Raw genomic sequence first — 25,913 nt, 5'->3', positions numbered from 1 at the left:
GGCGGTCTGCCCCGCCTCCCGTTCCAGAGCCTCCCGTGCCAGAGGAAACCCATCATGCTCACGCCCGCAACGCGCCGGAAGCCCGGCCCCCTCCTCCTGCTCATCGCGCTCATGGCCCTCGCGACGGCCGGCCTGTGCGCCGGGCCCGCCCGTGCCGCCGACGGCGACGTCACCTGGACGGTCAGGACGGCCGCGAACGGGTACGGCGACGACCGCTCCAGCTACAGCTACACCGTCAACCCCGGCGGCGAGATCAAGGACGCCATGGTCGTCGCCAACCGCAGCGAGTCCCCGCTCGAACTCACCGTGTACGCCGCCGACGGCTTCACCACCGACACCGGCCAACTCGACCTGCTCACGGGCGACAAGAAGTCCCTCGGCGTCGGTGCCTGGGCACACGCTGCCCGCGACAGCCTCGTGATCAAGCCCGGCAAGTCCGCCGAAGTCCCTTTCACGGTGCGCGTCCCGGCCAACGCCACGCCCGGCGACTACGTGGGCGGCGTCCTCACCTCCCTGAAGCAGGCCGACGACGCCGAGGGCATCAACGTCGACCGGCGCCTGGGCATCCGGGTCAAGCTCCGGGTCAGCGGCGAGCTCAAGCCGAAGCTCTCGATCGAGAACCTGGACGTGGACTACGCGGGCTCGCTCAACCCGTTCGCCAAGGGCGACGCCACGGTCACGTACACGATCCACAACACGGGCAACGCCCTGCTCTCGGCCCGCCAATCGGTCTCGGTCGCGGGCCCGTTCGGCTGGCTGCGCGCCAAGGCGGGCGACATCGCCGCACCACCGGAACTCCTGCCGGGCGAGAGCTGGAAGGTGAAGGTCCCCGTCCACGGAGTGACCCCCGGGGTCACCCTCTCCGCGACAGCGACGCTCACCCCCCTGCTCACGGACGCAGCGGGCTCCACCACGGCACTGAAGCCGACCGAGTCGACGGCTCACGGCTGGGCCGTCCCGTGGACGCTGCTGCTGTTGATCATCCTCCTGATCGCTGCGGCCGTCGCCTCGTTCCTCCTCCGCCGCCGCACCCGCACCCGCCGCAGGGCCCGCGAGGACGCCCGCGTCCAGGACGCGGTGGAGCAGGCGCTGCGCGAGAAGGAGCGGACGTCGTAGGGTCTTGCCGATCTTGCCGGGCTCGCGACCCCTGGCACGCACGCTCGCCATGGCGTCAGACGCAAGTGTGGTTCGCGAGGTGCTGCCTTGTGTGGACTCGGGTGCGAAGGAGGCACCCCCGGCGCCGAGCAGCCCTTACAGGGAAACCCACACCACCTGGTCACCGCCTTGAGCCGAACCACCAGAAGGACGACTCAGGAGGCGGACGGTTCGATCTCCCCCGCGAAGACGATGACCTGGTCGATGAGGCCGCGCCGCAGATGGACGACGTCCGTTCCCGCCAGGCGGGGGCCGCCGTCCGGCGTGGTGAAGACCCACTGGTACCGGGCCCACTCGTCAGGCATGTCCACCGCTGAGCAGCGCACCATCGTGCCGGTCCCCGCCGGGTGGCGCCGGATGTCCAGCACGAACCGCTCGACCGCCGCGACTCCTTCGCTGCGACCCAACGGCCCCCAGAAGACCACGTCTGAGGTCAGGGCCTGGGAGAGCAGGGCAGTCACATAGCTGTCGTCCGAGGCGTTGAACGCGGAGATGAACGTGTCGATCGCGGAGCGTGCCGTCTCTTCCTGCATACCCCAGTAATACCAGCCGTTGCGCGTGCGCTTGTCCCGCGAGCCGCCTTCCGATCACGGTGGACCATCCCGGTCACAGCACCAGTTAAAGCCCGCGGTGCCGGGGCGCCACCGAGCCCGTCCTCGCATCGGTTATCTCCCGCAGGACTTCGGCTACTACCCGGCCTTCTCCGTCAGCGATTTCGTCCGCTACTGCGCCTGGTTACGTGAAGTTCCCTCCAAAGAGGCCGAGTCCGCAACCCGGGAGGCCCTTGCCGCCGTCGGTCTTGCCGATCGGGCCCGGGACCGTATGAAGTCGCTGCCCGGCGGCATGCTCCGCCGCGCGGGCGGGGGCTGCCATCGTGCTCAGTACCCACCTGGTGGAGGACGTGGGCGCTGCCTGCGACACCGTGCTTGTGCTGAGCGACGGTCCCCTGGAGAGGGGCTACATGACGGTTCTCGGTGACCGCCGACCGAGCGAGGGAGCCGCGTGCTGAACGCCTACCGCATCGAACTGCGGCGCTCCCCGCTACTGATCGCCTTTCCGGTGATGATCGCCGTGGATCTCGCGGTTCTTTTTGGACGGTCCCATCGTCTGTGCGTTGGGCTGCTTCATCAGCATGCTGGCGCTCCCCTTCAAGTTCAACGTCCTCGCGGGGCCGCCGGACCAACAACCGCACCAACTCCCGGTCGCCATACGTCTGCTGTTCGCCTTGGTGCTCGCTGTGCTGGCGGTGGCGGCACCGCCGCTGCGCAGGGGTGCCGAACGCCGGATGCCCCGCTGGGGAACCCCACCGCTCATCCGCCTCGTCGTCATCGGCGCGGCAGCCGCGTCACTCGCCGGGCTGCTCGCAGTGCCGGCCGCCGGCGACCTGCGCGAGGATCGCCCGGCCTCGGCGGTCGGCCCGGTGTGCGACCGTGCCGATGAAAGTGCGCCGCAGGTGTGCGTATGGCCCGAGCACCGCAAGTACCTGCCGGAGCTGACCCGCATGGCCGCGCGCCTGAACGAGTCTGCCCACCCCTGGATGAAGGCACCCGAGGAGTTCTACGAGTTCGGGCTGCGCCGGACCCGGTGGGGCGACCGCGGCTTCGACATCGCCGAAGGACACGTACGTCCTGCGGCGATTGCCATGGCCGACCAGGTGTTCACCGAGTCAATCGGCCGCTGTCGGTCCACCGGGGAGCAACAGTCCTGGCCGGAGTGGCCGCTGTTGCCCTTCTCTCGGCCTTCTTCGGCGGTACCCGTATCGCGGTGCCCTCCATCGGCAGCGGAGGGATCACCACGGGCGTGCCCACCAACTCGGAGTGGTTGCCACCGCGGCGACTCCCTGGCGAATGAGTGCCTTCCTCAAGGGGTCTCTACAACGGTGACGTGGCGTAGTTGGCGGTGGAGGCGGGTGGCGAGCATGCCGGGGTGTTGGGGTTTGTTGTAGGGGGTGAGTGTGTCGCGTTCGGAGGTGTGCCAGCCGTGTTGGGTGAGGCGGTAGAGGGTGCCGGAGATTCCGTGGAGGTGGGGTTTGCGTACGCGTAGTACGGCGTGTTCGGTGTGGCGGAGGAAGGGGCATTGGCGCAGGGAGAGTTGGACGTGCTCGGTGCAGAGGGGTGGCATGGCGGTGATGGATTTCTCGGGCCAGGTGGGGGGTGAGTCCGGGCGGCGCCAGTCGATGAAGAGCCAGCCGTGTTTGTTACGGTCGGCGGGCTGGGCGCAGATCTGGCAGAGGAGTTGTTCCATGCAGGCGCGTTGGCGGGCGGGGTGCAGGGAGTCGTAGCGGACACGGCCGGGTTCGGTGGGTTCCTGCATGCGGATCCAGAGGTTTCCGTGGCGGTCGAGCGCGAATGGCGCGACATCCGACAGGGGTCGTTGTTGGAAGGCTTCCCGGAGTACGTGGGGCATGAAGGCCGAGCGGCTGAGATCCGGTTGTACGAGGTAGGAGTCATCCCCGGTTTGCTCCAGACTCCGGAGTACGCGGACGTACTTGCCGACAGTGCCGTCAAACGGGGAGCGATCACCGCAGACCAGGCGCTTGAGCGGGTCGCGCTCGTTGCGGAGCGACAAGCTTCGCTCGCCAGAAAAAATCGGCCGATGGTGTTCGTGATGCTGGACGAAAGCTGCATCCGTCGGCCCATCGGGGAACCCGGGGTCATGGACGCTCAGTTGAAGCTCTTGGTGGAGTTCGCCGCGTTGCCGAACACCGTCCTCCAAGTCGCCCCCTTCGACATGGGTGCCCGCCGTCCCTTCGATCTGCCGCTGTACATTCTGACGATGCCGGATCGCTCGCTGATGTCGTACGCCGAGTCGGCTCAACGAGGGCATCTTGAACGGGAAAGTACGTTCGTGCTGCCCATGCTGACGGCCTACCATCAACTACAGGCCGAAGCGCTGTCACAAGCTGCATCCGTGGCCATGATCAATGAGGTACGAAAGGGCACCCCGTGAGCACCGAGACCCCGCGTTGGTTCAAGTCCTCGTACAGCAACAACGGCGGCGCATGCGTCGAGGTCGCCGCCAATCTCGCCGCGACCCGCGGCATCGTCCCCGTCCGTGACTCCAAGTCCGTGGCCGGCCCGGTCCTCGACTTCACCACCGGCTCCTTCGCTTCGTTCGTCGCGGGCGTCAAGGCAGGGCAGTTCGGCTCCTTCTGACCTCACCTCGCCCTGGCGACCTCGTGGCGGAGGAGTTCGACTCCGTGTTCGGAACTGCGGGCGGAGGTAGCCCGGATGAAGAAGGCGGAGCGCGAGCTTCGCCGAGAACATGCCTCCGAGGTCCGCGATCTGAAGGAACCCTGGTCGCCTACGCCAATCAGATCCGGGTCCTGACCCGACGCATCAACCGCCGGACGCGCATCGCCTTCAGCGGTGTGACTAATGTGTCGCGCGAAGGGCATACGCGCTCATCGCGGAGATCCCCTGAGCGACATGAGCGGGCCTCTGCCCTGGCAGAGCACACGGTCCGGGCGGTGGGGTATGCGAGCAATCTGGTGATGCGCGAGCTGGACGAGACGGCCGCCCGCGGCCCGGTCGGGGCCCGCCTGGGTGTCTGGCGCCTTCGCCGCGGACTGACCCGCGAGGATCTGGCCTCCGGCGCCGGGCTGCCGCTCGATTACGTTGCCGGGCTGGAGACGGGCGGGGAGTGGGTGGACCGCCGCGGTCGGTTGGGTGCGCTGGCCGCCGCCTTGCGGCTGGATGTCGCGGACCTGACCGGACAGCCCTACCCGCCGCGCGGGGAGGAGCACGCGGCGGTGCGGGCCGTCGCCTTCCATCTGCGGCGCCGCATCGCTCGCCCGCACCCGGATACGGCCGCCGGTCTGATGCTGGATGAGCTGGGTGAGCGGACCCGGGCCGCCGCACAGGCCGATGCGGCCGGCGATGAGGTCGGCCTTGCGCTCGCGCTGCCGAAGCTGATCGACGGCGCGGACCAAGCGGTTGCCGCTGCCTCGCCGTCTTGCCGGGAGGAGGCGATGCGGCTGCGGGTCCGGGTGCATGTGCTGGGCGCTGGGCTGCTGCGGCGCCTGGGCTACAAGGAACTTGCCTGGATGCTGCTACACAGGGCCAGCCCCGGTCCCCGGGAACCGCTGCCGGTGCTGGTCGAGGAGGTGCGGCTGTTGATCGACCTCGGCTTGCCGGAGTACGCGTTGGCCCGCGCCGTACGTGCCGAGGACGCCGGAGCCGGGTGGGAGCTTCCGGCGCTGGCCGCCGTCGCCCAGGCCATGGCCGGACGCCGCACGGAGGCCGACAAGTTCATTGCGACGGCCACCGAACGGGCCGCCGACGTGCGGGAGTCGACCCTGGTCAACGCGGCGCGCGCCGCCGTCGCCGCCGAGTACGGGGACGCCGCCGAGGCCGCGAGCCGCGCCCGCGCGACGGATCAGTCGGGACTCGGCGGTGCCCAGCGTTCGGGCCTGCTGCTGGTCGCCGCGGCGGCCGAGGCCCGCCAGGGTCACACCGATGGGGCCGTCGCCCGGCTCGTCGAGGCCGACGCGGCGGCGCCGCTACGGCTGCGGCTGGACCCCTTCGCCCGGGAACTGGTCGCCGTGCTCGCCGCCCGCACCACCGACACCGTCCAGGCCACAGCGGTGCGGAATCTGGCCGAGCAGGCTGGGGTGCGGTGACGCCCCCGTCTTGGCGGGAAAGACCCCTGGGGCGCCAGGCTCGCCCTACGCTACGGCTGAGGTACGGGAGTTGAGGCGGGGGCGATGGACGAAGAGCAGGCGAGGCGGATCGGCGAGCGTTTGCGTTCGGCCCGTCGCCAGCGGGGGATGAGCCTGCGTAACCTCGCGGGCCTGGCCGGGGTTTCGGTCGGCTATCTGTCGATGGTGGAGAATGGTCGGCGCTTGCTGGACCGCTCCAGTCACATCACCTCCTTCGCCGAGGCCCTGCAGGTCGCCCCGTCCGAGCTGACTGGTCAGCCCTTCGCCCCGGCAGCCCCGCACGCGACTGCGGCCCATGAGGCGATCCCGGCCCTGCGGCTGACGCTGATGGGGATCACCATGGCCACCCCGCCGGACCGCCGCCCGCCCCAGGTTCCGGCGTCGGTCCTGGCCGAGCGAGTGGAGAAGGCCAATCGGCTCTACCACTCTGCCGAGTACGGCACCCTCGCCGCCGGGCTGCCCGCGCTGCTGTCCGACCTGCATGCTGCGGCCGAGGCCGCTGTCGGAGGCGCCCGGCGCGAGTTGCTGAAGCTGCTGGCGGACGCCTACCACCCGGCCTGCACGCTGCTGCTGAAGAACCTCGGCTATACCGACTTGGCGTTCATCGCGGTCACCCGCGCCGCCCAGGGAATCGCGGAACTCGACGACCCGGTCTACTCCGCACTCTCCGGCTTCTTCCACACGCATGTGCTGATGTCGGTCGGCAGCCCTACCCAGGCCCTGGCCCAGGCCACCGCCGCCGCCAACAGCCTGGAAGCACATCTGAACAGCCCAGACGCGCATGCTCTGCTCGGCGAACTCCACCTGATCTCCGCCACCTCGCTGACCCAGGACCGGCACCGGCCCGGGAAGGCCCGGGCAGCTGAAGTCCGCGGCCACCTCGCCGAGGCCGCGAACCTCGCCAGCAGCACCGGCGAGACGCGGGCCTGGCACCTGAACTTCGGCCCCACCAACGTCGGTATCCACCAGGTGAGCCTGAACACCGACCTTGGTCTGCACGGCGATGCCGTCACCGCCGGGGGCAGGGTGCATCCCGAGGCCCTGGAACAGGCTCCGGGGCGGCAGGCCGCCTTCCATGCCGATCTGGGCCGGTCCCTGGCCCATCTGCGGGGCCGGGAGGCCGAGGCGGTCGCGGCCCTGCTGACCGCCGAGCGGATCGCCCCCCAGCGCATCCACGCCAACGCGCCGGTGAGAAACACCGTCGAGTTCCTCACCGACCGGCAACTGCCGGCCAACATCTCCCGGGACTTGCGGGGCCTGGCCCACCGGATCGGCCTGCCACTGTGACCGGCGGTGGCGCTCGGCCCCGGCTGAGGACATAAGTCCGTACGTTGCCGAAGTGCACAAGTCGTACGCGGTGGAGCACTTTCGCCCGTACACACCTCCGCGTGGAGTCCGTACGCGACTGAGGGCATTGCTGCCTACGCGAACGCTCGGTTCGGCGACGCGTTGTCGGCCCTGAACCGGCTCGGGGGCCGCGGGTTCACGACAGTGAACACCCCAGAGTGCTGGTGTCATTACCTTCGGTCACGGTCGAGGGTGGGTGCCGCCCGGAGAGACCTGCCGACTCCCCACGGTCTCGGGGCAGCGGCCTGTTCCCGGTCAACGTCGAGAACCCCAAGAGAGAAGGAAGCTCCGCGTGCTCATCGACATCCCGAGCGAACTCGAAGCCGCTCTGATCGACTGTTCTCTCCCGCTCTGGAAACTGGACGGCGCGTTCCTGGCGCAGTCCACCATGGGGCGGTACCGGGCCGAGCTGAAGGTCACCCCGCAGTTCGAGGAAACCGCCGCGATCCTGCGCCACTCGCTGACCGGGGAGGGCGGCGGATACGCCGTGCTGCGCCTGGGAAACCTCGCCAAGGCCCTGGGGGTCGACGACAGGTTCCAGCGGCTGGCGACGGCCTTCGCGGCCGAGGTGGCGATTCCCTTCTCGCCCTTCCCTCGGTGGCCCCTGTGGAAGGACATCGGGGTCAAGGTCGACAAGGACCCCGGCAAGTCCAGCGGCATCGGCTACAACGCCTTCCACATGGACCTGGTGAACGGGACCCTGCCCCCTGACTACACCACGCTCCTGTGCGTTCGCCCCGACCCGCTCGGCGGGGGCCCCAGCATCCTGTCCGACGCCCGCGCTGCGGTGGCGCGGCTGTCGGAGGACAGCCGTGCCCTGCTGGCCGAGTCGGCCTACCACTACGGGACCTTCTTCGACCTGTTCGGCGTGGGCGAGGAGTACAAGCCGTTCCCGATCCTGGACGGCTCCGCCCCGGGCGAGGGGTTCGTCCGGTTCACCGCCAAGATGCTGGAGAGGTCCGAGCTCGGCCAGGCGCACGCCGACGCCGCCAGGGAACTCGCTGCGGAGCTTGTCCGGGGGCAGGTCTCCCTCATGCTCCAGCCCGGGGACTACCTCATCGTGAACCAGCGCCGCTTCCTGCACGGTCGGGAGGCGCTCCACAGTGGTCAGGAGGCCGTCCCGGTCTCCGACAGGCGGCTGCTCCTGCAGTTGTTCCTGCGCGCGAGGGCCGGCAACGGCTCGGCCGCGTAGCCGGTCGAAGGCACCGGTGACCCACCGAAACGGTTGCGCACCGGGCGCCCCGGGCCCGTTCGCGAACCTAGATGCGCGAGTTACGCAGAGACTGCCATACAGCCCCGCTCAGTGCCCGCGTCGCCCGTGGGACCGACAGATGCTCGTGCTCGCGATACAGGGCCCAGTTGTATTGCACGAGCGACAGTTTGTTGGAGGAGAGCGATCCCGCCTGGTGGGCCCTGTACACCGCAAGCGGTTCAGCCAGGCCTCGGGCGTCAGCGCCGTCCCGCATGATCGACAGCCAGAGGGCGTAGTCCTGGCGCTTGCGCATCTCCGGCATCAGCCTCGTGCCCAGGGCATTGCGGTCGTACATGGCGGTGAGGGCGCCGATGTGGTCTCGGACCAGCATCGCGCGGTAGTTCACGTGCTGCCGCGCACGGACCACCCGGCCGTTCGGGACCCAGTCGGTGCTCTCGCCCTCGTAGTCGGCGTCCATCTTGAAGTACGAGGTGAACGTCAACGGCGCACTGGCCTCCGCGGCGAAGGCGAGCTGCTTCTCGGTCTTCTCCGGAAGCCACATGTCGTCGCTGTCGAGAAAGGCGATGTAGTCCCCGCGGGCCCGCTCGATCGCGAGGTTGCGGGCCCGGCCCGCGCCTCCCTGTTCGGGTGCCGACTCCGGCAGGACGCGTTCGTCCTGCTCGGCGAACTCGCGGAGCAGGTCCATGGAGCCATCGGAGGACTGGTCGTCGGTGACCAGGAGCTCCAGGTCGCTGTGGGTCTGCGTGAGCACCGATCGGACGGCTGCGCCGAGGGTGGGTGCCGAGTTGTACACGGGCATCACGACAGACACCAGGGGCACAGCGCTTCTCCTTGCCAGACCAGGAACGACGGTCCATTCAAGCACCGGAATCGAGTAGGAGCTGCCGTGCAGATAGTTGTCGCTGGTCAGGGTTACGTAGGGCTTCCGCTGGCCGTACGCGCCGCAGAGGTGGGACACCGTGTCGTTGGCTACGACGTGGACCGGCGCCGCGTCAAGCAGCTCGCCGCCGGCCAGTCCTACGTGGAGGACGTGGCCTCCTCGCGGCTCAGCGCGGTGCTGGAGACCGGGGCCTACTCCGTGACCGCCGACACTGCCGCACTGGTCGGCTTCGATATCGCGGTAATCACCGTGCCGACCCCGCTGCGAGACGGCGTGCCCGACCTGACCTACATCGAGTCCTGCGCCCGGACACTGGGTGAGCACCTGCGCCACGGCGCGACGGTGGTCCTGGAGTCCACGAGCTATCCCGGCACCACCGAGGAGCTGCTGCTGCCGATCTTGGAAGAGACCTCGGGCCTCAAAGGCGGGGCAGACTTCCTGGCTGGCTTCAGCCCCGAGCGGATCGGAAACAAGCGGTGGTCGTTCGACGGGACGCCGAAGCTGGTGTCCGGAATCGACGCCAAATCGCTCGACGTGATCAAGGACTTCTACGACGGCATCTTCCAGACCACGGTGCCGGTGTCAGGGCCGAAGGTCGCCGAGTTGGCCAAGCTGCTGGAGAACACCTTCCGGTTCGTCAACATCTCCATGATCAACGAGATGGCGATGTTGGCCGATGCCCTCGGCGTGAGCATCTGGGAGGCGATCGACGCCGCCGCGACCAAGCCGTTCGGATTCACGAAGTTCACCCCGGGACCGGGGGTCGGCGGGCACTGCCTGCCCGTCGACCCGATGTTCCTCTCGTGGAAGGCCCAGCAGGAGCTTGGCATCCCGTTCCGGTTCGCGGAACTCGCCGCCGACGTGAACCGGCACATGCCCGACTACGTAGTCCGGCGCCTCGTGGAAGCACTCAACAAGCGGGGCATACCGGTCAGCGGATCTCAGGTTCTACTCCTCGGCCTGACCTACAAGTACGACGCCACCGACCTGCGCAATTCCCCGTCGGCGCGTGTCGCCGAACTTCTCATCGGCCTCGGTGCCGATGTCCGCGGCTCCGAACCCAACATCCCGGACGGCGTCGACACCGAGCTGAACGTGCCCCGGGTCGATGCGAACCCGGAAGAGGTAGCCGCCGCTGATGCGGTGGTTCTTCTCATGGATCATCCGCGATTCGACCTCGTGATGATCGAGAAGCACGCGCCGTACGTGCTCGACTGCCGAAACCGCCTGTCCGGAGCGAACGTCGAGACCCTGTAGTTCCCGAACCCCCCTGGCCCGCTGCTGACTTCAACCCCAGGAGTTCCCTTGCGTGACGAATGGGAGCACGTCCACACGGACTACACCCGGCCCGCGCGGCGCCCCGCGCCTGCCTCGTTGGCCGAGAGCGAGGGCGACTGGCGCCGCTACCTGGAAGGTGACACCCCCAACGGCTGGCTGATCCAGCACAGCGCGATGACCGAAGCGCTCGTCAGCGACCGGCCCATGTACCTGCTGCACACCACCAAGGACATCGCCGCGATCCGCACCAGCGGTGAGCTGCATGTCTCCACCGGGTGCCTGGTCGGGGCCCTGTACTGCTCCCCTCTGACCCGTCAGCGGGAAGGACTGCGTCCGCACAATCTCGGCGCCTACCTGATGCAGACGAAGCCCGGCACCACGCCCATGATCTTCGAGGTCATCCCGGACGCTCCGATCCCCACCAAGGGCGTGGACTATCTGCACCTCGGTGCCATCCACCTGCGTACCTACCTGCGGTACCAGAAATTTCTCACCCTGGTCGAGAACGACCAGCTTGACCATGCCGTGCTGACCGGGCTGGGCGCCGCGGCCGGATTCCTCGACACCGCCCTGCGCAACGCAGTCGGCCGCGCCACGGAGGCCCCCGAGTTCATCGACCAGTTGGCCGCTGCCGTGCCCGCTGTACCGTTTCTCGGCTACCTGTACTTCGAGGTGCTGTCCGAGTACCTGATGCTCCACTCCACGACTCCGGAGACCAGGGGCTACGCCCAGGTCGGAGAGCTGAACAACTGGCTGTACAAGCGACTCGCGTTCGCCGCCGTGGACGGCATGCACCGATTGTTCGACCTGGCCCGCTTCCATCCGCGCCACCAGCAGCTCGTCCAGCTCATCGCCGGCGTGGAACCGGCGCTCGCTCCGGGAGTCGCCGAGTACGTGCGGCGGCGGCTGTCCCATCTGTTCGCCCGGATCGCGCTGCACCCGTCCCAGGACGCGGCCACGGTGAGCTTCCGGGGCATTGATCTCAGCGCGCTCCGGTACGTCGCGCCGGGGCTGGTCGGGCAGATGGTCTTTCGCGAGATCCGGTACATGCCGCGCTATCGGCAGCTCTACCACTGCTTCGAGAAGGCCAAGGCGCTGGAGGCTTGGGACTACTGGAACCACGAGGGCATCCCCACGCCCTTCAACGGCATCCTCCCCAAGGGCGAGATCGGGATACACCCCGTCTACCCCCGGTCGGCAGTCAGGGCGTGGACGGCAAAGCGGGACAGCAGAGGCTTCCTGCACCCGGCCCAGGAGATCACCGCTGTCCTCACGCCGCACCTGGCGTCGTGGTGGGCGCCACCTCGCAACCGCGGACGGGTGATCACCACTGATCCGCAGGTCATGGTGGACCGTAGTGCCCCGTCCTCGGTTCCCGCCTACCGGTCATCTATCGAGGGGATCTCCGCGTGACCACGAAACCCTTGACTATCCTCACCGGCATCAACCGCACGTCCGAGCCTTCGTCCGGCAGCATGATCCTCGTCGGCGAGCTCTACCGCGCCATGCCCAACACCCATACGACCTTCCTTGGCCGGACACCGGTCCATCCGGTGTGGAAGACCGCGTTCGATCACCTGATCCCCCTCTCCACGACGAAGCAACCCCAGGGCCCTGGCTTCGACACCTACGTGGACGAGCTGACGCAAGAGGTAGGGAAGCTCATCGAGCAGATCCGGCCGGACGCCATCCACGCCCAGAACGTCGGGTTCGCACTCAGCCTCGCGCTCAGTCGCACCGCCGGCACGATCCCGATCATCTCCGTCGCTCACGGCCCCGAAGTGATGGCGGCCGAGCGCAACATGGCGGAGCACGAGGCCGTGCTCGAAGTCGCCGGTGCAAGCGCCGCGATCGTCACCCCGACCTCGGTCCTCGCCGACCGCATCGATCGCCTCACCGGGCGCCGGTTCACCGACCGCATCGTCATCATCCCGTGGGGCATCCGTCTGGCCGATGCCCATGTACGCGATCAGCCGTCCGCAGGGTCCGGTCCCCTGTCTCTGGTACACGCCGGCCGCCTGGACGACAACAAATCCACGATCACCGCCGTCGAATCCCTCGCATTGACCGATCAGCCGCACCACTTGACCGTGATCGGCAACGGACCCCAACGGGAGCATCTGGAACAGCGGACTGTCGAACTCGGCCTGCGGGATCGAGTCCATTTTGATCCGTTCCTGCCCCGCGCCGAACTGTGGCGCCGCCTGCCGAACTTCGACGCCTTCGTCTTCACGACCAAGGGTCTGGAGGCTTTCGGGCTCGTCCTCATTGAGGCCCAAGCCCACGGACTTCCGGTTGTCTACTCCGATCTTCCCGGTGTGAGGGAAATCCTCGGGAGCGCTGGTGTTCCGTACACTCCCGGCGACCCGTGCTCGCTGGCCGTGGCCCTAGACGAGATGGGCCGAGACTTCCATCGGCGGAAGGCCCTGATCAAGGCGGCTCGACATAACGCGCGCCGATACGACATCACTGCCACCGGCCGCCAGCTTCGCGAACTGACGCTCCGCGTTACCTCCTGACCCGGTGTTTCGATACCGGCCTCGGGACTGGTGAGGTCGCGTCCTGTGATGATTCACGATGCCAGGACGTAGATAAGCTGTGAGACACCTCGGCGTTGAGACAGGTTGACAGATCGCATAACGGCGGGGCTCATCCAGGCGCACCAACTGGGGACTTCCTCGGTGGCCGGGCTGAGTAGCCGTTCGGCCTGGGCGAGTTCGCGGTAGCAGTCCCGGGATTCGCCGAGCATCGCCTGTGCGCGCGCTTTGCGCAGCGACAGCAGGGAGCGATGGGGACGACCCGGCACACTGGACCGCGATCGAGTGCAATCCGAACGGCCAATGGGGCTGGCTCCCGGACGCGCCCGCCATCACAGCCGCGTTCGCCGACATCCTGAGCACGGAAGGAGGCGGCAGGCCATGACCATGCCCGCCGATCTGGAGAAGGACGCCCAACGGCTGCGGGAGGCGATGGCGAAGGCCCTTGACCGAGACGGAGTCCTCGCCGATCCGGACTGGCGGCAGGCCGTGGAGACGGTGCCCAGGCATCGGTTCGTGCCTGGCTTCTATCTGCCGGCCGGTGAACGGGACGCGCATGGGCTGACAATGTGGGAGCCGCTCACCGCCGCACTCGACCAGGGCCGTTGGCTGGCCGCCGCGTACTCCGACACCACGCTCATCACGCAGTTCGACGGGGACGAACCCGACTGGACGCGGCCCGCCGTACGCCACGGCGGCGCACCGACCTCATCCTCCACCCTGCCGTCCCTGGTCGCGGGAATGTGGGTAGACGCCGAAATCGCCGAGGGGCACACCGTGTTGGAGATCGGCACCGGCACCGGCTACTCGACCGCGCTCGCCTGCGAACGGCTCGGCTCCGCCGACATCACGAGCATCGAGGTGGACCCGCACCGGCTGGAGGCGGCGGCGAGCGCGCTGTACGGGTGTGGTTACACCCCAACCCTTGCGGTGGCCGACGGACTGTACGGGTACTGGCCGGAGGAGAAGTTCGACCGGATCGTCGCCGCCTGCTCCTTCCGCGCCGTGCCTCCGGCACTGATCGCGCAGACCCGGCCGGGCGGGAAGATTCTTCTCACCCTGTCGGGCTGGCTCTACGGGTACGCCCGTGTCCTGCTCACCGTCGCCGAGGACGGCACCGCCGAGGGGCATCTGCTGAGCGGCACCGTGTCCTTCATGGCGGCCCGCACCCACGCGGCGCCGGCATTCGGCAACCCCGCCCACTGGGCCGCGGGACTGCCCGCGAGGCCCCGCAGCGCGCGGCACAGCCCCGAACGGATCAGCGCCGCCACCGAGGAGGCGTTCCATCTGCGGTTCCTGGCTCAATGCGCCGTGCCCGACGCCCAGATGACCACCGTTGGCGAGGTCGTGCACCTGGTCGACGTCGTCACCGGCTCCGCCGCCACCCTCACCCCCGACGACGGCCCGTGGCAGGTGCGGGAGGGCGGTCCGGTGAGACTCTGGGAGCGCGTTGAACGCGTCCTGGACGCCTACGACGCGGCCGGCCGACCCGGGCCGGGGGCGTTCACGCTGCACGTCCACGACGACGGGCAGCATTTACGGCACCCGCAGATGCCCGGACTGTCGCTGCCCCAGCCCTGAGAGGAGAGCCCTCGTGGCCGACTTTCTCGCCGTACTCACCACGACGGACGACAAGGAGAAGGCGCAGAACCTCGGGGCGAGCGCAGTAGGGAAGCGTCTCGCCGCCTGCGCGCAGATCGACGGGCCGGTCGGAGACGAACAGCTAGGGCGCACGGGGTCGGTCATACGGCACATGGGGACACGGTCGCCCGTCTATTGACGGACGGTCACCGTGGCGTGACTATGAAGCGCGACTCCCTTTGTCGTGGACATGATCGGGAGGAATCTGATGTCCCTCAGACGTTGGATCATCGGCACCATTTCCCTCGGACTTCTCGGCGCCTCTGTCTTCGGGCAGGTCACCGCCGCCGGACCCGCCAAGGCCGTCGACGCCGTGACCGGCGGCCCGCCCTCCACGCTCGGCCGTCCCCTCGTCGGCGGCGCCGACCCGAGCGTGATCAAGGTCGGGGATCTCTACGTCTCCGCCAAGGCCGTGGACGGCGGTATCGCGGTGCGGACGGCGTCCACCATGGAGGCCGTGGCCACCGCGCCCAAGCACCAGGTGTGGCGGGACACCGGCGGCCTCGGTGAGGTCTGGGCGCCGGAGATCGTGCATCACGACGGGCAGTACCGCATCTACTTCGCCGCCGGCACCGGTGCGGCGCACCGGATGTACCACATCGGCTCGGCCAGCCCGGACAGCGGTTACTCCGCCGCCACCAAGGTCGCCCTGCCAGGCGACAAGTGGGCCCTGGACGGAGCGCCCTTCACCTTCGGCGGGCAGCGCTGGTTCGTGTGGTCCGGCTGGTCCGGCGACACCAACGTCGAGCAGAACCTCTACATCGCCCGGATGAGCGGTCCCACCGCGACCACCGGCGGCCGGTACGTCATATCGCAGCCGCGCGAGCCGTGGGAACGGGTCGTGGGCAACCCCTACATCAACGAGGCGCCCCAGCCGATCGTCGACCCCAGCGGGCAGTTGCACATCGTGTACTCCGCGAACGGCAGTTGGAGCAATCAGTACTGCATCGCCGATCTGCGGCTGCGGGCCGGCGGCGATCCGACGTACGTGTGGGACTGGTACAAGAGCAACGGCTGCCTGTTCGGCTCGCACGCCGCGACCATGATGCAGGGCTGGGACCCCACGCTGAACGTCGACGGTCCCGGCCATCACACCTTCGTCCTGCCACGCGGCGACGCCGCCGCGGGTCCGCCGTCCGGCAACCGGTTCCCGACCATGTTCCACGCGGTCGCCAAGGGCACGCCGTACTCGTGGGCCAACCGCCAGTGGTACAGCGGCACGGCCGTCTGGTGGGGCAGCACCACCTACCGCAGGGCCAACGTCCCCGGCGCCACCACCACCGTCGGATACAGCCTCAAGTTCTTCGAGTGAGAACCGCCTCCGGGCGGCCGGGCGGCGGAGCTTCGTGTTCCGGCGGGTGCGGGGGGCTCTGAGAGACTGTTCCGGATGACCGGAACCGTACCCACCTCGCCCCTTCGCGCCCGTGCCGAGATCGATCTCGGCGCTCTGCGTGGCAACGTCCGTGCCCTGCGGAGCCGGCTCGCGCCCGGTGCCGGGCTCATGGCCGTCGTGAAGTCCGACGCGTACGGGCACGGCGCGCTGCCCTGTGCGCGGGCCGCCCTCGACGCCGGGGCGAGCTGGCTCGGGACCGCGACGCCGCACGAGGCGCTGGCGTTGCGGGCCGCCGGGATCGAGGCCCCCGTTCTGTGCTGGCTGTGGACCCCCGGCGACCCCTGGCGCGAGGCCATCGAGGCCGGCATCGACATGTCCGTGAGCGGGATGTGGGCGCTGCGCGAGGTGACCGCAGCCGCGCGGGAGGCCGGGCGGGTCGCGCGGATTCAGCTCAAGGCCGACACCGGGCTCGGCCGTAACGGGTGCCAGCCCGCCGACTGGCCAGAACTTGTCGCCGCCGCCCGCGCCGCCGAGGCCGCCGGCACCGTCCGGGTCACCGGCCTGTGGTCGCACTTCGCGTGCGCGGACGAGCCGGGCCACCCCTCGGTCGCCGCGCAGCTCCACCTGTTCCACGAACTCGTCGCGTACGCCGAGAAGGCCGGCGTCGAGCCCGAGGTCCGGCACATCGCGAACTCTCCCGCCGCCCTCACCGCCCCCGAGTCGCACTTCGACCTCGTACGGACCGGTATCGCCGTCTACGGCATCTCGCCCGGCCCCGAGGTCGGCACCTCGGCGGAGCTCGGCCTGCGGCCCGTCATGACGCTCGCCGCGTCCGTGGCGCTGGTCAAGCGCGTACCGGAGGGGCACGGCGTCAGTTACGGCCACCAGTACCGCACCCCCGCCGAGACGACCCTCGGGCTGATCCCCCTCGGATACGCGGACGGCGTTCCGCGCCACGCGTCCGGCCGGGGCCCCGTACTCGTCGGGGAGAAGGTGCGGCGGGTGGCAGGGCGGGTCGCCATGGACCAGTTCGTGGTGGACCTCGGCACCGGCCCGGACGCCGACGCCGTCCAGGAGGGCGCGCCCGCCGTCCTCTTCGGACCCGGCGACCGGGGCGAGCCGACAGCCGCCGACTGGGCGGAGGCGGCCGGCACCATCGCGTACGAGATCGTGACCCGTATCGGTCCGCGTGTTCCCCGCGTCTATGTGAATGGGCAAGAGAACAGCGGAGACGGCGGAGACAGCGGAGACGGCGGAGACCGGGGCGGCGTGGGACCACAAGGAGCGGGACGTTGAGCGAGAGCAAAGCGGGGGGCGTGGTGGCGGTCGCCGCCGACGCCGCCAAGGCCGTGAGCACCGGCGGCACGTGGCGGCTGGCCGGCATCGCCGGCACGGCGATAGGCGTGATCGCCGCCGGGGCCGCGGCCGGCGTCGCGATCGAGCGGATGACGGTCGGCCGCGGCATGCGCAAGAAGGCCCGGCTGGCGCTCGACTCGACGGGACCGTACGGCTCCCTGCGCGGCACCCCCGGCACGGCTGTCGCCGACGACGGCACCGAGCTCTACTTCGAGGTGGACGACGTCGACCCCGAGTCCGGCGCGGGCACCCCGCGCCGCCGCAGACTCTTCGGCCGGAAGGCCCCCGCGCCCGTCACCGTCGTCTTCAGCCACGGCTACTGCCTCAACCAGGACTCCTGGCACTTCCAGCGCGCCGCGCTGCGCGGTCTGGTGCGGACCGTCTTCTGGGACCAGCGCAGCCACGGCCGCTCCGGCCGGGGCGCGGCGCAGCAGGGACCGGACGGGGTCCCCGTCTCGATCGACCAGCTCGGCCGCGACCTCAGGGCGGTCATCGACGAGGCGGCGCCCGAGGGCCCGCTCGTCCTCGTCGGCCACTCCATGGGCGGCATGACAATGATGGCGCTCGCGGACAACTTCCCCGAATTCATACAGGACCGGGTTGTCGGCGCCGCGTTCGTCGGCTCCTCCAGCGGGAAGCTCGGCGAGGTCAACTTCGGGCTGCCGGTGGCCGGCGTGAACGCCGTACGCCGGGTGCTCCCCGGCGTACTGAAGGCCCTCGGCTCGCAGACCGAACTGGTCGAGCGCGGCCGGCGCGCGACCGCCGATCTCTTCGCGGGCCTGATCAAGCGCTACTCGTTCAGCTCGAAGGACGTGGACCCGGCCGTCGCGCGGTTCGCCGAGCGGCTGATCGAGGGGACGCCGATCGACGTGGTGGCGGAGTTCTACCCGGCGTTCACCGAGCACGACAAGTCGGCGGCGCTGCCGGTCTTCATGGAGGTCCCGGTGCTGGTGCTGGCCGGGGACCGGGATCTCATCACGCCCAGCTCGCACAGCGAGGCCATGGCGGACCTGCTGCCGGACTCCGAGCTGGTGATCGTGCCGGACGCGGGCCATCTGGTGATGCTGGAGCATCCGGAGGCCGTCACCGACCGGCTCGCGGACCTGCTGGTACGGGCGGGTGCCGTGCCGGCAACCATTAACGTGGGTTCGTATGGAAGCACCGCACAGCCCGGCGGCTGAACCCACCGCCCCCCGCGTCACCGCCCGTGTCACCGTCGACTCACCCGAGCGGATGAGCGAGCTGGGCGGGCGGCTCGCCGCGCTGCTGCGCCCCGGCGATCTCGTGATGCTCAGCGGCCCACTCGGCGCGGGCAAGACGACGCTGACGCGCGGCCTGGGCGCCGGGCTCGGTGTACGGGGCGCGGTCACGTCCCCGACCTTCGTCATCGCCCGGGTGCATCCCTCCCTGACCTCGGGCCCGCCGCTCGTACACGTGGACGCGTACCGGCTCGGCGGCGGTCTCGACGAGATGGAGGACCTCGATCTCGACGTGTCGCTGCCGGACTCGGTGGTGGTCGTGGAGTGGGGCGAGGGGAAGGTCGAGGAGCTGTCCGACGACCGGCTCCAGGTGGTGATCGACCGGGTGCTCGGGGGCGGGACGGGGACGGACCCGCTCGCCGTGGAGGAGCACGACCTGCGCGTGGTCACCCTGACCGGGATCGGCAGGCGCTGGGCGGACGTGGACCTCACCGCCTCTGTGGGCTGAGTCACGCCGTCCGCGTCGATTCCGACACGACGTCGGTAAACTGTTGCCTATGCCGTGCGGCCGTGGTCACATGGTGAACGAGACTTGGTTAGGTTTGCCTAACCAGCCTGCCCCCGGAGCCTCAGGAGGCATCCATGTCGGCGACAGAGAGCACCGAAGCGCGACCGTCGGAGCCGACGATCCCGTCCCCTGACCCCTCGTCCGTGTCGATGAGCGAGCTGCTGGCATCGTGCGCCGCCGCCAGCGCCGTATCGACCCCGCCGACCGAGTCGCGTGCCGACGACGTCGAGCGTGCCTACGACGAGGGCGTCGAGGACGACGGGGGCGCGGAAGCGGCGTAGCCGGGCGGGGCCGGTGTCCCGTTCACGGGACGACGACGACCTTCGAACCGATCGGCGCGAACGTCCACATCGCGTCCCCGTCCGCCGGCGCCATCCGCACGCCGCCCGTCTTCAGGTTCGGGTCGGGCTTCGCCATCGTCCCGTCCACCGCCGCGCTGAAGCCGATCGCGACCTGGCCGACATTGGCGAACCGCACCACGTGCTCGATGTCCACCCCGTCCGACCCGGTGATCTCCCCGGAGCGCGAGGTGACCTGATACGTGCCCGGGGGCGGGCTCACCGTGCTCGGCATGACCACGAAGGTCCGCGGCTTCTGGCCCACCGCCTTGCCCACCAGCCACACGCGCTTCGCCGCCAGCGCGTAGACGACGCGCTGACCGGCGCCCGACGCCGCAGGGACCGCGTGCGCGTCCTTTTTCTTCTCCTTGCCCGCCGGAGAGCCGGCCGCCGACGAGCCCGGCTTCTTGGGCGACGCGAGCTCGTCCGGCACGTTCGCCGACGCCTGGTACGCGAGGAAACCGACGGCGGCCACGGCCAGCGCGGTGAGCCCGGCCACAAATCCCGAGCTGCTCCTGGACACCTTGATCCACCTCTCGTACGTACGTCTGCGTGGTGACGTTAGCAGCAGCCGAGGGAGCGGCTGAGGTGCCGTGCCCGGCCCCGGAGGGCGTGGGGGGAGCCGTAGGCTGTTTGTGTGCTGCTGCTCGCCGTTGATACCGCCACGCCCGCCGTCACCGTCGCCCTCCACGACGGTGTCTCCGTCCTCGCCGCCGAGAGCCAGGTCGACGCGCGCCGGCACGGCGAGCTGCTGCTGCCCGCAGTCGACCGCGTCCTCGCCGGGGCCGGTCTCGGGCTCGGGGCCGTGACGGACCTGGTCGTCGGTGTGGGCCCCGGCCCGTACACCGGACTGCGCGTCGGCCTCGTCACGGCCGCGGCCCTCGGCTCGACGCTCGGGGTGCCGGTCCACGGCCTGTGCACGCTGGACGGACTCGCGTACGCCGCCGGGCTCGACGAGCCCTTCGCCGTCGCGACGGACGCGCGCCGCAAGGAGGTCTACTGGGCGCGGTACGCCGACTCCCGTACGCGCCTGACCGAGCCCGCCGTCGACCGGCCCGCCGACATCGCCGCCGAGCTGGCCGGACTGCCGGTCGTCGGGGCGGGCGGCACGCTCTACCCGGGGGAGTTCCCGGACGCGCGCGGGCCCGAGCACCAGTCCGCCGCCGCGCTCGCCTCCCTTGCCGCAGAGAGACTCGCGGCGGGCGACGGCGACGCGCTCAAGGCCGCGTTCCTCCCCGCGCTGCCCCTCTATCTGCGCCGCCCCGACGCGCAGGTGCCCAAGAACTACAAGGTGGTCACCCCGAAGTGACCGACACGACGCTGCGCGAGATGCGCTGGTGGGACATCGAGCCCGTACTCGCCCTGGAGTACGAGCTGTTCCCCGAGGACGCCTGGTCACCTGGCATGTTCTGGTCCGAGCTGGCCCACGCGCGCGGCCCCGCCGCCACCCGCCGTTACGTGGTCGCCGAGGCCGACGACGGCCGGATCGTCGGCTACGCCGGACTCGCCGCCGCCGGTGGCCTCGGCGACGTACAGACCATCGCCGCCGCCCGCGACCGCTGGGGGACCGGGCTCGGCTCCCGGCTGCTCACCGATCTCCTCCAGCACGCCACCGCCTTCGAATGCGAGGAGGTGCTCCTCGAAGTGCGGGTGGACAACCCCCGCGCGCAGAAGCTGTACGAGCGGTTCGGCTTCGAGCCCATCGGCTTCCGCCGGGGCTACTACCAGCCGGGCAACGTCGACGCCCTCGTCATGCGCCTGTCGATGCGTGACGAGCGGGGCGTCCCCACACAAGGAACAGGGACCAATGGCTGACGAACCTCTCGTCCTCGGCATCGAGACCTCGTGCGACGAGACGGGCGTGGGCATCGTCCGCGGTACGACCCTGCTCGCCGACGCCATCGCCTCCAGCGTGGACGAGCACGCGCGCTTCGGCGGTGTCGTCCCCGAGGTCGCCTCGCGCGCGCACCTGGAGGCCATGGTGCCGACGGTCGAGCGCGCCCTGCAGGAGGCGGGGGTGAGCGCCCGCGACCTCGACGGGATCGCGGTCACGGCAGGTCCCGGGCTGGCCGGGGCGCTGCTGGTCGGGGTGTCGGCCGCGAAGGCGTACGCGTACGCGCTCGGCAAGCCGCTCTACGGCGTGAACCACCTCGCCTCCCACATCTGCGTCGACCAGCTGGAGCACGGGCCGCTGCCCGAGCCGACGATGGCGCTGCTGGTCAGCGGCGGGCACTCGTCGCTGCTGCTCGCGCCGGACATCACCGCGGACGTACGGCCGATGGGCGCGACCATCGACGACGCGGCGGGCGAGGCCTTCGACAAGATCGCGCGCGTGCTCCAGCTGGGCTTCCCCGGCGGCCCGGTGATCGACCGGCTCGCACGCGAGGGCGACCCGGCGGCGATCGCCTTCCCGAGGGGACTCACCGGCCCGCGCGACGCGCCGTACGACTTCTCCTTCTCCGGGCTCAAGACCTCGGTCGCCCGCTGGATCGAGGCGAAGCGGGCGGCGGGCGAGGACGTGCCCGTACGGGACGTGGCCGCGTCCTTCCAGGAGGCGGTGGTGGACGTGCTGACGCGAAAGGCGGTGCGCGCCTGCAAGGACGAGGGCGTGGACCACCTGATGATCGGCGGCGGTGTCGCGGCCAACTCCCGGCTGCGGGCGCTGGCCGCCGACCGGTGCGAACGGGCGGGCATCCGGCTGCGGGTGCCGCGGCCCGGACTCTGCACGGACAACGGCGCGATGGTCGCCGCGCTCGGCGCCGAGATGGTGGCGCGGAACCGGCCCGCTTCGGACTGGGACCTGTCGGCGGACTCCTCGCTGCCGGTGACGGAGACCCATGTACCGGGACAGGGCCACACGCACGACCACGACCATGTGCACGAGGTCAGCAAGGAGAACCTCTACTCATGACCGCCGACTGATGACCGTCGCGCTGATGTGGGAGGCCAAGGCCGCCCCCGGGCGGGGCGCCGAACTGCTGGCGTGGGCCCGCGAAGCGGACCTCGCCCCCGCCCCGGAGCGCCGCGAGACGCTCACCGCGCCCGGCGGCCGGGTGCTGGTGATGACCTGGTGGGACGCCCCGTACGACGCGGACCTGCCCGAGATCCCGGAGCCGGCCGATGACCTGGTGGCGCGGGCCGTGCACCGCTGGCGGTTCGAGACGGCCGACTGATCCGGACCGCCGCCGGAAACTTTTCGAAGAAAAGTCGCGGCGTGTGTCGATCCCGGCCCGGCCTGTTCGACGCAAGGGTGAGAGGCGGGAAACAGCCCCGCCACCGCACACCGAGGAGTCACCATGCCGCGCTATCTGACCACGATCCACCTGGACGAGAACAACGCTCCTTCCGAGGGCCCCAGCGCCGAACTGATGGACCGCATGGGCGTGCTCATCGAAGAGATGAACAAGGCCGGGGTCATGCTGGAGACCGCCGGACTCACCCCGTCCGCGCAGGGCACCCGTGTCCTGTGGTCCGGCGGGAAGCTCTCCGTCACCGACGGGCCCTTCACCGAGGCCAAGGAAGTCATCGGCGGCTACTCGATCCTCCAGGCCAAGAACCAGGCCGAGGCCGTCGAGTGGAGCAAGCGGTTCCTGCAGATCCACGAGGACACCTGGACGATCTCGGTCCAGGTGCGCGAGATCGGCGAGTAACCCCCGGCCCGCACGCCCGCCACCCCGCGCTGGCGTCCGTCCGCCCTTGGTGTTCTGATGGGTGGCCGTGACGGCAGACGGCGAGGGCGGCGGCAGTGCGGGCGCGGTGGAAGCGGTGTTCCGGATAGAGCAGTCCAGGATCATCGCCGCCGTCGCACGCGTCGTACGTGACGTGGGCATCGCCGAGGAACTGGCGCAGGACGCTCTCGTCGCCGCCCTTGAACAGTGGCCCCGATCAGGGGTCCCGGACAATCCCGGTGCCTGGCTCATGGCCACCGCCCGGCGCCGGGCCATCGATCTCGTACGCCGCCGCGAGACGTACGCGCGCAAGCTCGCCGAGGTCGGCCGCACCCTTGAGGAAACCGCTCCGCCGCCCGAGCCCGCCGAGGCGGACGACATCGACGACGACCTGCTGCGGCTCGTCTTCGTCTCCTGCCACCCGGTCCTGTCCACCGAGGCGCGCCTCGCCCTCACGCTGCGGCTGCTCGGCGGCCTCACCACCGAGGAGATCGCCCGCGCCTTTCTGGTGCCGGAGCCCACCGTCGCCCAGCGCATCGTGCGCGCCAAGCGGACCCTCGCCAAGGCGGGCGTCCCCTTCGAAGTGCCGTACGGCGCCGAGCGCGACGCGCGCCTGGCGTCCGTGCTGGAGGTCATCTACCTCATCTTCAACGAGGGTTACTCGGCCACAGCCGGGGACGACCTGCTGCGTCCTGGCCTGTGCGAGGACGCGCTGCGGCTGGCGCGCGTACTGAGCGCACTGATGCCCAAGGAGCCCGAAGTACACGCCCTGGCAGCCCTGTTGGAGCTCCAGGCGTCCCGTACGGCCACCCGTACCGGCCCCGACGGCGCGCCCGTCCTGCTGGCCGACCAGAACCGCTCCCGCTGGGACCGGCTGCTGATCCGCCGTGGTGTGGACGCCCTGACCCGGGCCGGCGCGCTGGGCGGCGCCCCCGGCCCGTACGCGCTCCAGGCGGCGATCGCCGCGTGTCACGCGGGGGCCGCGACGTACGAGGACACCGACTGGACCATGATCGCCGCGCTGTACGGGCGGCTCGCCGCGCTCACCCCCTCGCCCGTCGTGGAGCTGAACCGCGCGGTCGCCGTCTCGATGGCCGAAGGGCCGGCCGAGGGCCTGGCGCTGGTCGACGAGCTGGCGGCGGTGCCCGCGCTCAAGGGCTACCACCTGCTGCCGAGCGTGCGCGGGGATCTGCTGGCGAGGCTGGGGCGCACGGAGGAGGCGCGGGCCGAGTTCGTACGGGCGGCAGGGCTGGCCCGCAACGAACGGGAACGCACGCTGCTGGAGGAGCGCGCCGCCGGGCTCTGACCCGAATGGCCCACGCGGCGGTGATCCCCGGCGGTGATCCCCGGCGGTGATCCCCGGTCCGCCCCGCGATGATCACGGGCGATAACCTCCCCGGATGTTCCGTCGTGCGCCGCTGCCGCCCCCACCGCCGCCCGCGGACGTCTACGACTGGCCCGACCTGGAGTCCTTACTCGCGGACCGGGCTGCCGCGATGGCGGAGTTGCAGCGGCACGGTCTCTCCGTCGCCCGGATGCTGCTGCTCTGGTCGCTCGGGCTCGGGGCGGCGCTGGGATGGATCCTGGTCAGCCTCGGGCTCGGCCATTTCGAGGACCGGACAGCCGACTACATCACTGGGTTGGTCGAACTGGTCCTCGGTGTGATGGTCCTGGTCCCGGCCGTGATCGGCGTCGGGTTCGCCGTCGCCAGGGACCAGGCCGTACGCGAGAGGCTCGACGCCTGGGCCGAACTGGCGTACGACCCCGAGAACGACCACCGGCTGCGGGCGGGCGCCCGCAGCGCGATGTGGCTGGGAATGTCCGTAGCGCTGTGCGTCGCAGGGCTGGTGCTGGCCCTGACCGGCGGTGGCCAGCCGGATTCCGCGGGCCTGGGCGAGGTGGCGTATCTCGTCGGGATCGGCGTGATAGCGCTGGTCATCGGCGTGCTCGGCGCGATCAGGGCCGTACTCCACCAGCGGTGGGCCGGGCACGTACTGAGCCCGGCACCCGAGCGCGGACGCGGCGGCGCCCACCGCTGAGACGGTGATTTACGGGACATGAGCGACGGGTGATGTCCGGATGTGTCCCGAAGTCGCCCCCCGCTCTCTGAGGTCGTTCCTACGCGGTCCGTTCTATCCTGGGTGGAACGCATGCGCCATTTCAGGGGTGAAGGGGCGGCGGATGAACTGGCTGTGGTGGATTTTCGTCTTCTTCATGGTCGGTGGCTTCAGCTGGGTCGCCGATACGGGCCGGAGCGCGCTGCGCACCAGGCACGAGCGAAGAGTGGAGCGCATCAAGCTCGTCGAGGGCGGCCGGCTCGCCTTGGAGGAGTCACACAGGCCGCCGGAGCCCGTCTGCGGGTGTACGCACCATCTCGCCAAGCACGACAAGCAGGGCAAGTGCCACGAGAACGTGGAAGTGGCGACGGCCTGGGACGAGAACAAGAAGCCGAAGCGGTACGAGCTCGCGCAGTGCAACTGCCAGCAGTACGTCGGGCCGCAACCGCTCTCGCAGATCTACGCGGACGAGATCACCGACCTGGACCAGCTGCTGCTGGACGCCCAGCTCAAGGGCGCGGAGCAGCAGGCCGGCGGGCCGAAGAAGACGGCTGGGACTGCTGGGACGGCGCCTGAGAAGCGCGCGAAGGCTGAGACGTCCAAGAAGCCTGAGGCATCCGAGAAGCCTGAGGCGTCCGGGATACCGGAGATGTTGAAGAAGAAGCCGGAGGAGCCCAAGGAAC

At 70.1% G+C, this 25,913-nt stretch carries 26 protein-coding genes and 3 pseudogenes; 25 read left to right on the top strand and 4 right to left on the bottom strand.

The window, feature by feature from the left end; translation table 11 throughout:
* Positions 1–54: 54 nt before the first annotated feature.
* A complete protein-coding gene (locus tag OIE74_RS14675) occupies positions 55–1,116 on the top strand; it encodes a WxL protein peptidoglycan domain-containing protein (RefSeq protein WP_329383057.1) in 1,062 nt (353 codons plus the stop codon).
* A 194-nt stretch (positions 1,117–1,310) separates the two neighbouring features.
* Here the strand turns inward: OIE74_RS14675 and OIE74_RS14670 are convergent, their stop codons facing one another.
* Entirely contained in the window at positions 1,311–1,688 is a 378-nt protein-coding gene (locus OIE74_RS14670) for a nuclear transport factor 2 family protein (RefSeq protein WP_329383055.1), read from the bottom strand.
* A 103-nt stretch (positions 1,689–1,791) separates the two neighbouring features.
* Here OIE74_RS14670 and OIE74_RS38625 point away from each other — a divergent pair.
* Positions 1,792–2,164, top strand: a pseudogene (locus OIE74_RS38625) (ABC transporter ATP-binding protein); the annotation flags it as partial.
* Positions 2,165–3,015: 851 nt separating this feature from the next.
* Here OIE74_RS38625 and OIE74_RS14665 read toward each other — a convergent pair.
* Positions 3,016–3,468 carry a hypothetical protein gene (locus OIE74_RS14665; RefSeq protein WP_329383052.1) on the bottom strand — a complete coding sequence of 151 codons (453 nt, stop codon included), beginning with the start codon at positions 3,466–3,468 and terminating at the stop codon, positions 3,016–3,018.
* A 27-nt stretch (positions 3,469–3,495) separates the two neighbouring features.
* Between OIE74_RS14665 and OIE74_RS14660 the strand changes: the two are divergent.
* From OIE74_RS14660 to OIE74_RS14640, 5 genes and pseudogenes are all read left to right on the top strand, one after another.
* Positions 3,496–4,104, top strand: a pseudogene (locus tag OIE74_RS14660) (DUF5753 domain-containing protein); the annotation flags it as partial.
* Positions 4,101–4,310, top strand: a complete 210-nt coding sequence (locus OIE74_RS14655) for a DUF397 domain-containing protein (protein ID WP_329383050.1) — start codon at positions 4,101–4,103, stop codon at positions 4,308–4,310. The pseudogene OIE74_RS14660 and the gene OIE74_RS14655, both read left to right, overlap by 4 nt.
* 314 nt (positions 4,311–4,624) lie before the next feature.
* Positions 4,625–5,776, top strand: coding sequence for a DNA-binding protein (locus OIE74_RS14650; protein ID WP_329383047.1), 1,152 nt, complete (start codon positions 4,625–4,627; stop codon positions 5,774–5,776).
* An 84-nt stretch (positions 5,777–5,860) separates the two neighbouring features.
* Entirely contained in the window at positions 5,861–7,102 is a 1,242-nt protein-coding gene (locus tag OIE74_RS14645) for a helix-turn-helix domain-containing protein (protein WP_329383045.1), read from the top strand.
* A gap of 352 nt (positions 7,103–7,454) precedes the next feature.
* Positions 7,455–8,354: a TauD/TfdA family dioxygenase gene (locus OIE74_RS14640; RefSeq protein ID WP_329383042.1), complete on the top strand. Its 900-nt coding sequence runs from the start codon at positions 7,455–7,457 to the stop codon at positions 8,352–8,354.
* 67 nt (positions 8,355–8,421) lie between these two features.
* On the opposite strand, the gene OIE74_RS14635 is transcribed toward OIE74_RS14640, so the two are convergent.
* Complete coding sequence (locus OIE74_RS14635) at positions 8,422–9,195, bottom strand: glycosyltransferase family 2 protein (RefSeq protein WP_329383039.1); 774 nt, start codon at positions 9,193–9,195, stop codon at positions 8,422–8,424.
* Between the two features lie 66 nt (positions 9,196–9,261).
* Here OIE74_RS14635 and OIE74_RS14630 point away from each other — a divergent pair, with 66 nt between their 5' ends.
* From OIE74_RS14630 to OIE74_RS14585, 10 genes are all read left to right on the top strand, one after another.
* Positions 9,262–10,512 (top strand): nucleotide sugar dehydrogenase, encoded by a 1,251-nt coding sequence (locus OIE74_RS14630; protein WP_329383036.1) that lies wholly within the window; start codon positions 9,262–9,264, stop codon positions 10,510–10,512.
* A gap of 48 nt (positions 10,513–10,560) precedes the next feature.
* A complete protein-coding gene (locus OIE74_RS14625; RefSeq protein WP_329383034.1) occupies positions 10,561–11,946 on the top strand; it encodes a hypothetical protein in 1,386 nt (461 codons plus the stop codon).
* On the top strand, positions 11,943–13,052 hold the full coding sequence (locus OIE74_RS14620) for a glycosyltransferase family 4 protein (protein WP_329383031.1): 1,110 nt from the start codon (positions 11,943–11,945) through the stop codon (positions 13,050–13,052). Before OIE74_RS14625 ends, OIE74_RS14620 begins: the two co-directional genes overlap by 4 nt.
* Positions 13,053–13,451: 399 nt before the next feature.
* Positions 13,452–14,651, top strand: a complete 1,200-nt coding sequence (tgmC, locus tag OIE74_RS14615) for an ATP-grasp peptide maturase system methyltransferase (protein ID WP_329383028.1) — start codon at positions 13,452–13,454, stop codon at positions 14,649–14,651.
* A 13-nt stretch (positions 14,652–14,664) separates the two neighbouring features.
* Complete coding sequence (gene cutA / locus OIE74_RS38620) at positions 14,665–14,850, top strand: divalent cation tolerance protein CutA (protein WP_443076115.1); 186 nt, start codon at positions 14,665–14,667, stop codon at positions 14,848–14,850.
* A 69-nt stretch (positions 14,851–14,919) separates the two neighbouring features.
* Positions 14,920–16,023 (top strand): glycoside hydrolase family 43 protein, encoded by a 1,104-nt coding sequence (locus tag OIE74_RS14605; RefSeq protein WP_329383025.1) that lies wholly within the window; start codon positions 14,920–14,922, stop codon positions 16,021–16,023.
* Between the two features lie 75 nt (positions 16,024–16,098).
* The gene (alr, locus tag OIE74_RS14600) at positions 16,099–17,340 is read left to right on the top strand and encodes an alanine racemase (protein WP_329383022.1); all 1,242 of its coding nucleotides are present in this window, start codon (positions 16,099–16,101) and stop codon (positions 17,338–17,340) included.
* The gene (locus tag OIE74_RS14595; protein WP_329383019.1) at positions 17,337–18,581 is read left to right on the top strand and encodes an alpha/beta fold hydrolase; all 1,245 of its coding nucleotides are present in this window, start codon (positions 17,337–17,339) and stop codon (positions 18,579–18,581) included. Before alr ends, OIE74_RS14595 begins: the two co-directional genes overlap by 4 nt.
* Positions 18,553–19,107, top strand: coding sequence for a tRNA (adenosine(37)-N6)-threonylcarbamoyltransferase complex ATPase subunit type 1 TsaE (gene tsaE / locus OIE74_RS14590; RefSeq protein ID WP_329383016.1), 555 nt, complete (start codon positions 18,553–18,555; stop codon positions 19,105–19,107). The genes OIE74_RS14595 and tsaE overlap by 29 nt, the downstream gene beginning before the upstream one ends.
* Before the next feature lie 134 nt (positions 19,108–19,241).
* Entirely contained in the window at positions 19,242–19,448 is a 207-nt protein-coding gene (locus tag OIE74_RS14585; RefSeq protein WP_329383014.1) for a hypothetical protein, read from the top strand.
* A gap of 22 nt (positions 19,449–19,470) precedes the next feature.
* Here the strand turns inward: OIE74_RS14585 and OIE74_RS14580 are convergent, their stop codons facing one another.
* Positions 19,471–20,028 carry a hypothetical protein gene (locus OIE74_RS14580; protein ID WP_443076114.1) on the bottom strand — a complete coding sequence of 186 codons (558 nt, stop codon included), beginning with the start codon at positions 20,026–20,028 and terminating at the stop codon, positions 19,471–19,473.
* Between the two features lie 114 nt (positions 20,029–20,142).
* Here OIE74_RS14580 and tsaB point away from each other — a divergent pair, with 114 nt between their 5' ends.
* The 8 genes and pseudogenes from tsaB to OIE74_RS14540 form a co-directional block, all read left to right on the top strand.
* Entirely contained in the window at positions 20,143–20,814 is a 672-nt protein-coding gene (gene tsaB / locus OIE74_RS14575) for a tRNA (adenosine(37)-N6)-threonylcarbamoyltransferase complex dimerization subunit type 1 TsaB (protein ID WP_329383009.1), read from the top strand.
* A 20-nt stretch (positions 20,815–20,834) separates the two neighbouring features.
* On the top strand, positions 20,835–21,320 hold the full coding sequence (gene rimI, locus OIE74_RS14570) for a ribosomal protein S18-alanine N-acetyltransferase (RefSeq protein WP_329392298.1): 486 nt from the start codon (positions 20,835–20,837) through the stop codon (positions 21,318–21,320).
* Positions 21,313–22,416 (top strand): tRNA (adenosine(37)-N6)-threonylcarbamoyltransferase complex transferase subunit TsaD, encoded by a 1,104-nt coding sequence (gene tsaD / locus OIE74_RS14565; RefSeq protein ID WP_329383006.1) that lies wholly within the window; start codon positions 21,313–21,315, stop codon positions 22,414–22,416. The genes rimI and tsaD overlap by 8 nt, the downstream gene beginning before the upstream one ends.
* 10 nt (positions 22,417–22,426) lie before the next feature.
* Positions 22,427–22,678 carry a hypothetical protein gene (locus OIE74_RS14560; protein WP_329383003.1) on the top strand — a complete coding sequence of 84 codons (252 nt, stop codon included), beginning with the start codon at positions 22,427–22,429 and terminating at the stop codon, positions 22,676–22,678.
* A gap of 123 nt (positions 22,679–22,801) precedes the next feature.
* Positions 22,802–23,155, top strand: coding sequence for a YciI family protein (locus OIE74_RS14555; protein ID WP_329382999.1), 354 nt, complete (start codon positions 22,802–22,804; stop codon positions 23,153–23,155).
* Positions 23,156–23,222: 67 nt separating this feature from the next.
* Positions 23,223–24,479, top strand: a complete 1,257-nt coding sequence (locus OIE74_RS14550; protein ID WP_329382997.1) for an RNA polymerase sigma factor — start codon at positions 23,223–23,225, stop codon at positions 24,477–24,479.
* A 94-nt stretch (positions 24,480–24,573) separates the two neighbouring features.
* Entirely contained in the window at positions 24,574–25,212 is a 639-nt protein-coding gene (locus OIE74_RS14545) for a hypothetical protein (RefSeq protein ID WP_329382993.1), read from the top strand.
* Positions 25,213–25,354: 142 nt separating this feature from the next.
* Positions 25,355–25,711 (top strand): annotated as a pseudogene (locus OIE74_RS14540) (hypothetical protein); the annotation flags it as partial.
* Positions 25,712–25,913: the final 202 nt, after the last annotated feature.

The sequence above is a fragment of the Streptomyces sp. NBC_01716 genome (assembly GCF_036248275.1).
Lineage (GTDB): Bacteria > Actinomycetota > Actinomycetes > Streptomycetales > Streptomycetaceae > Streptomyces.
Note: the sequence above shows the minus strand (reverse complement) of the source record. Positions and strands in the feature narration are given on the sequence as shown.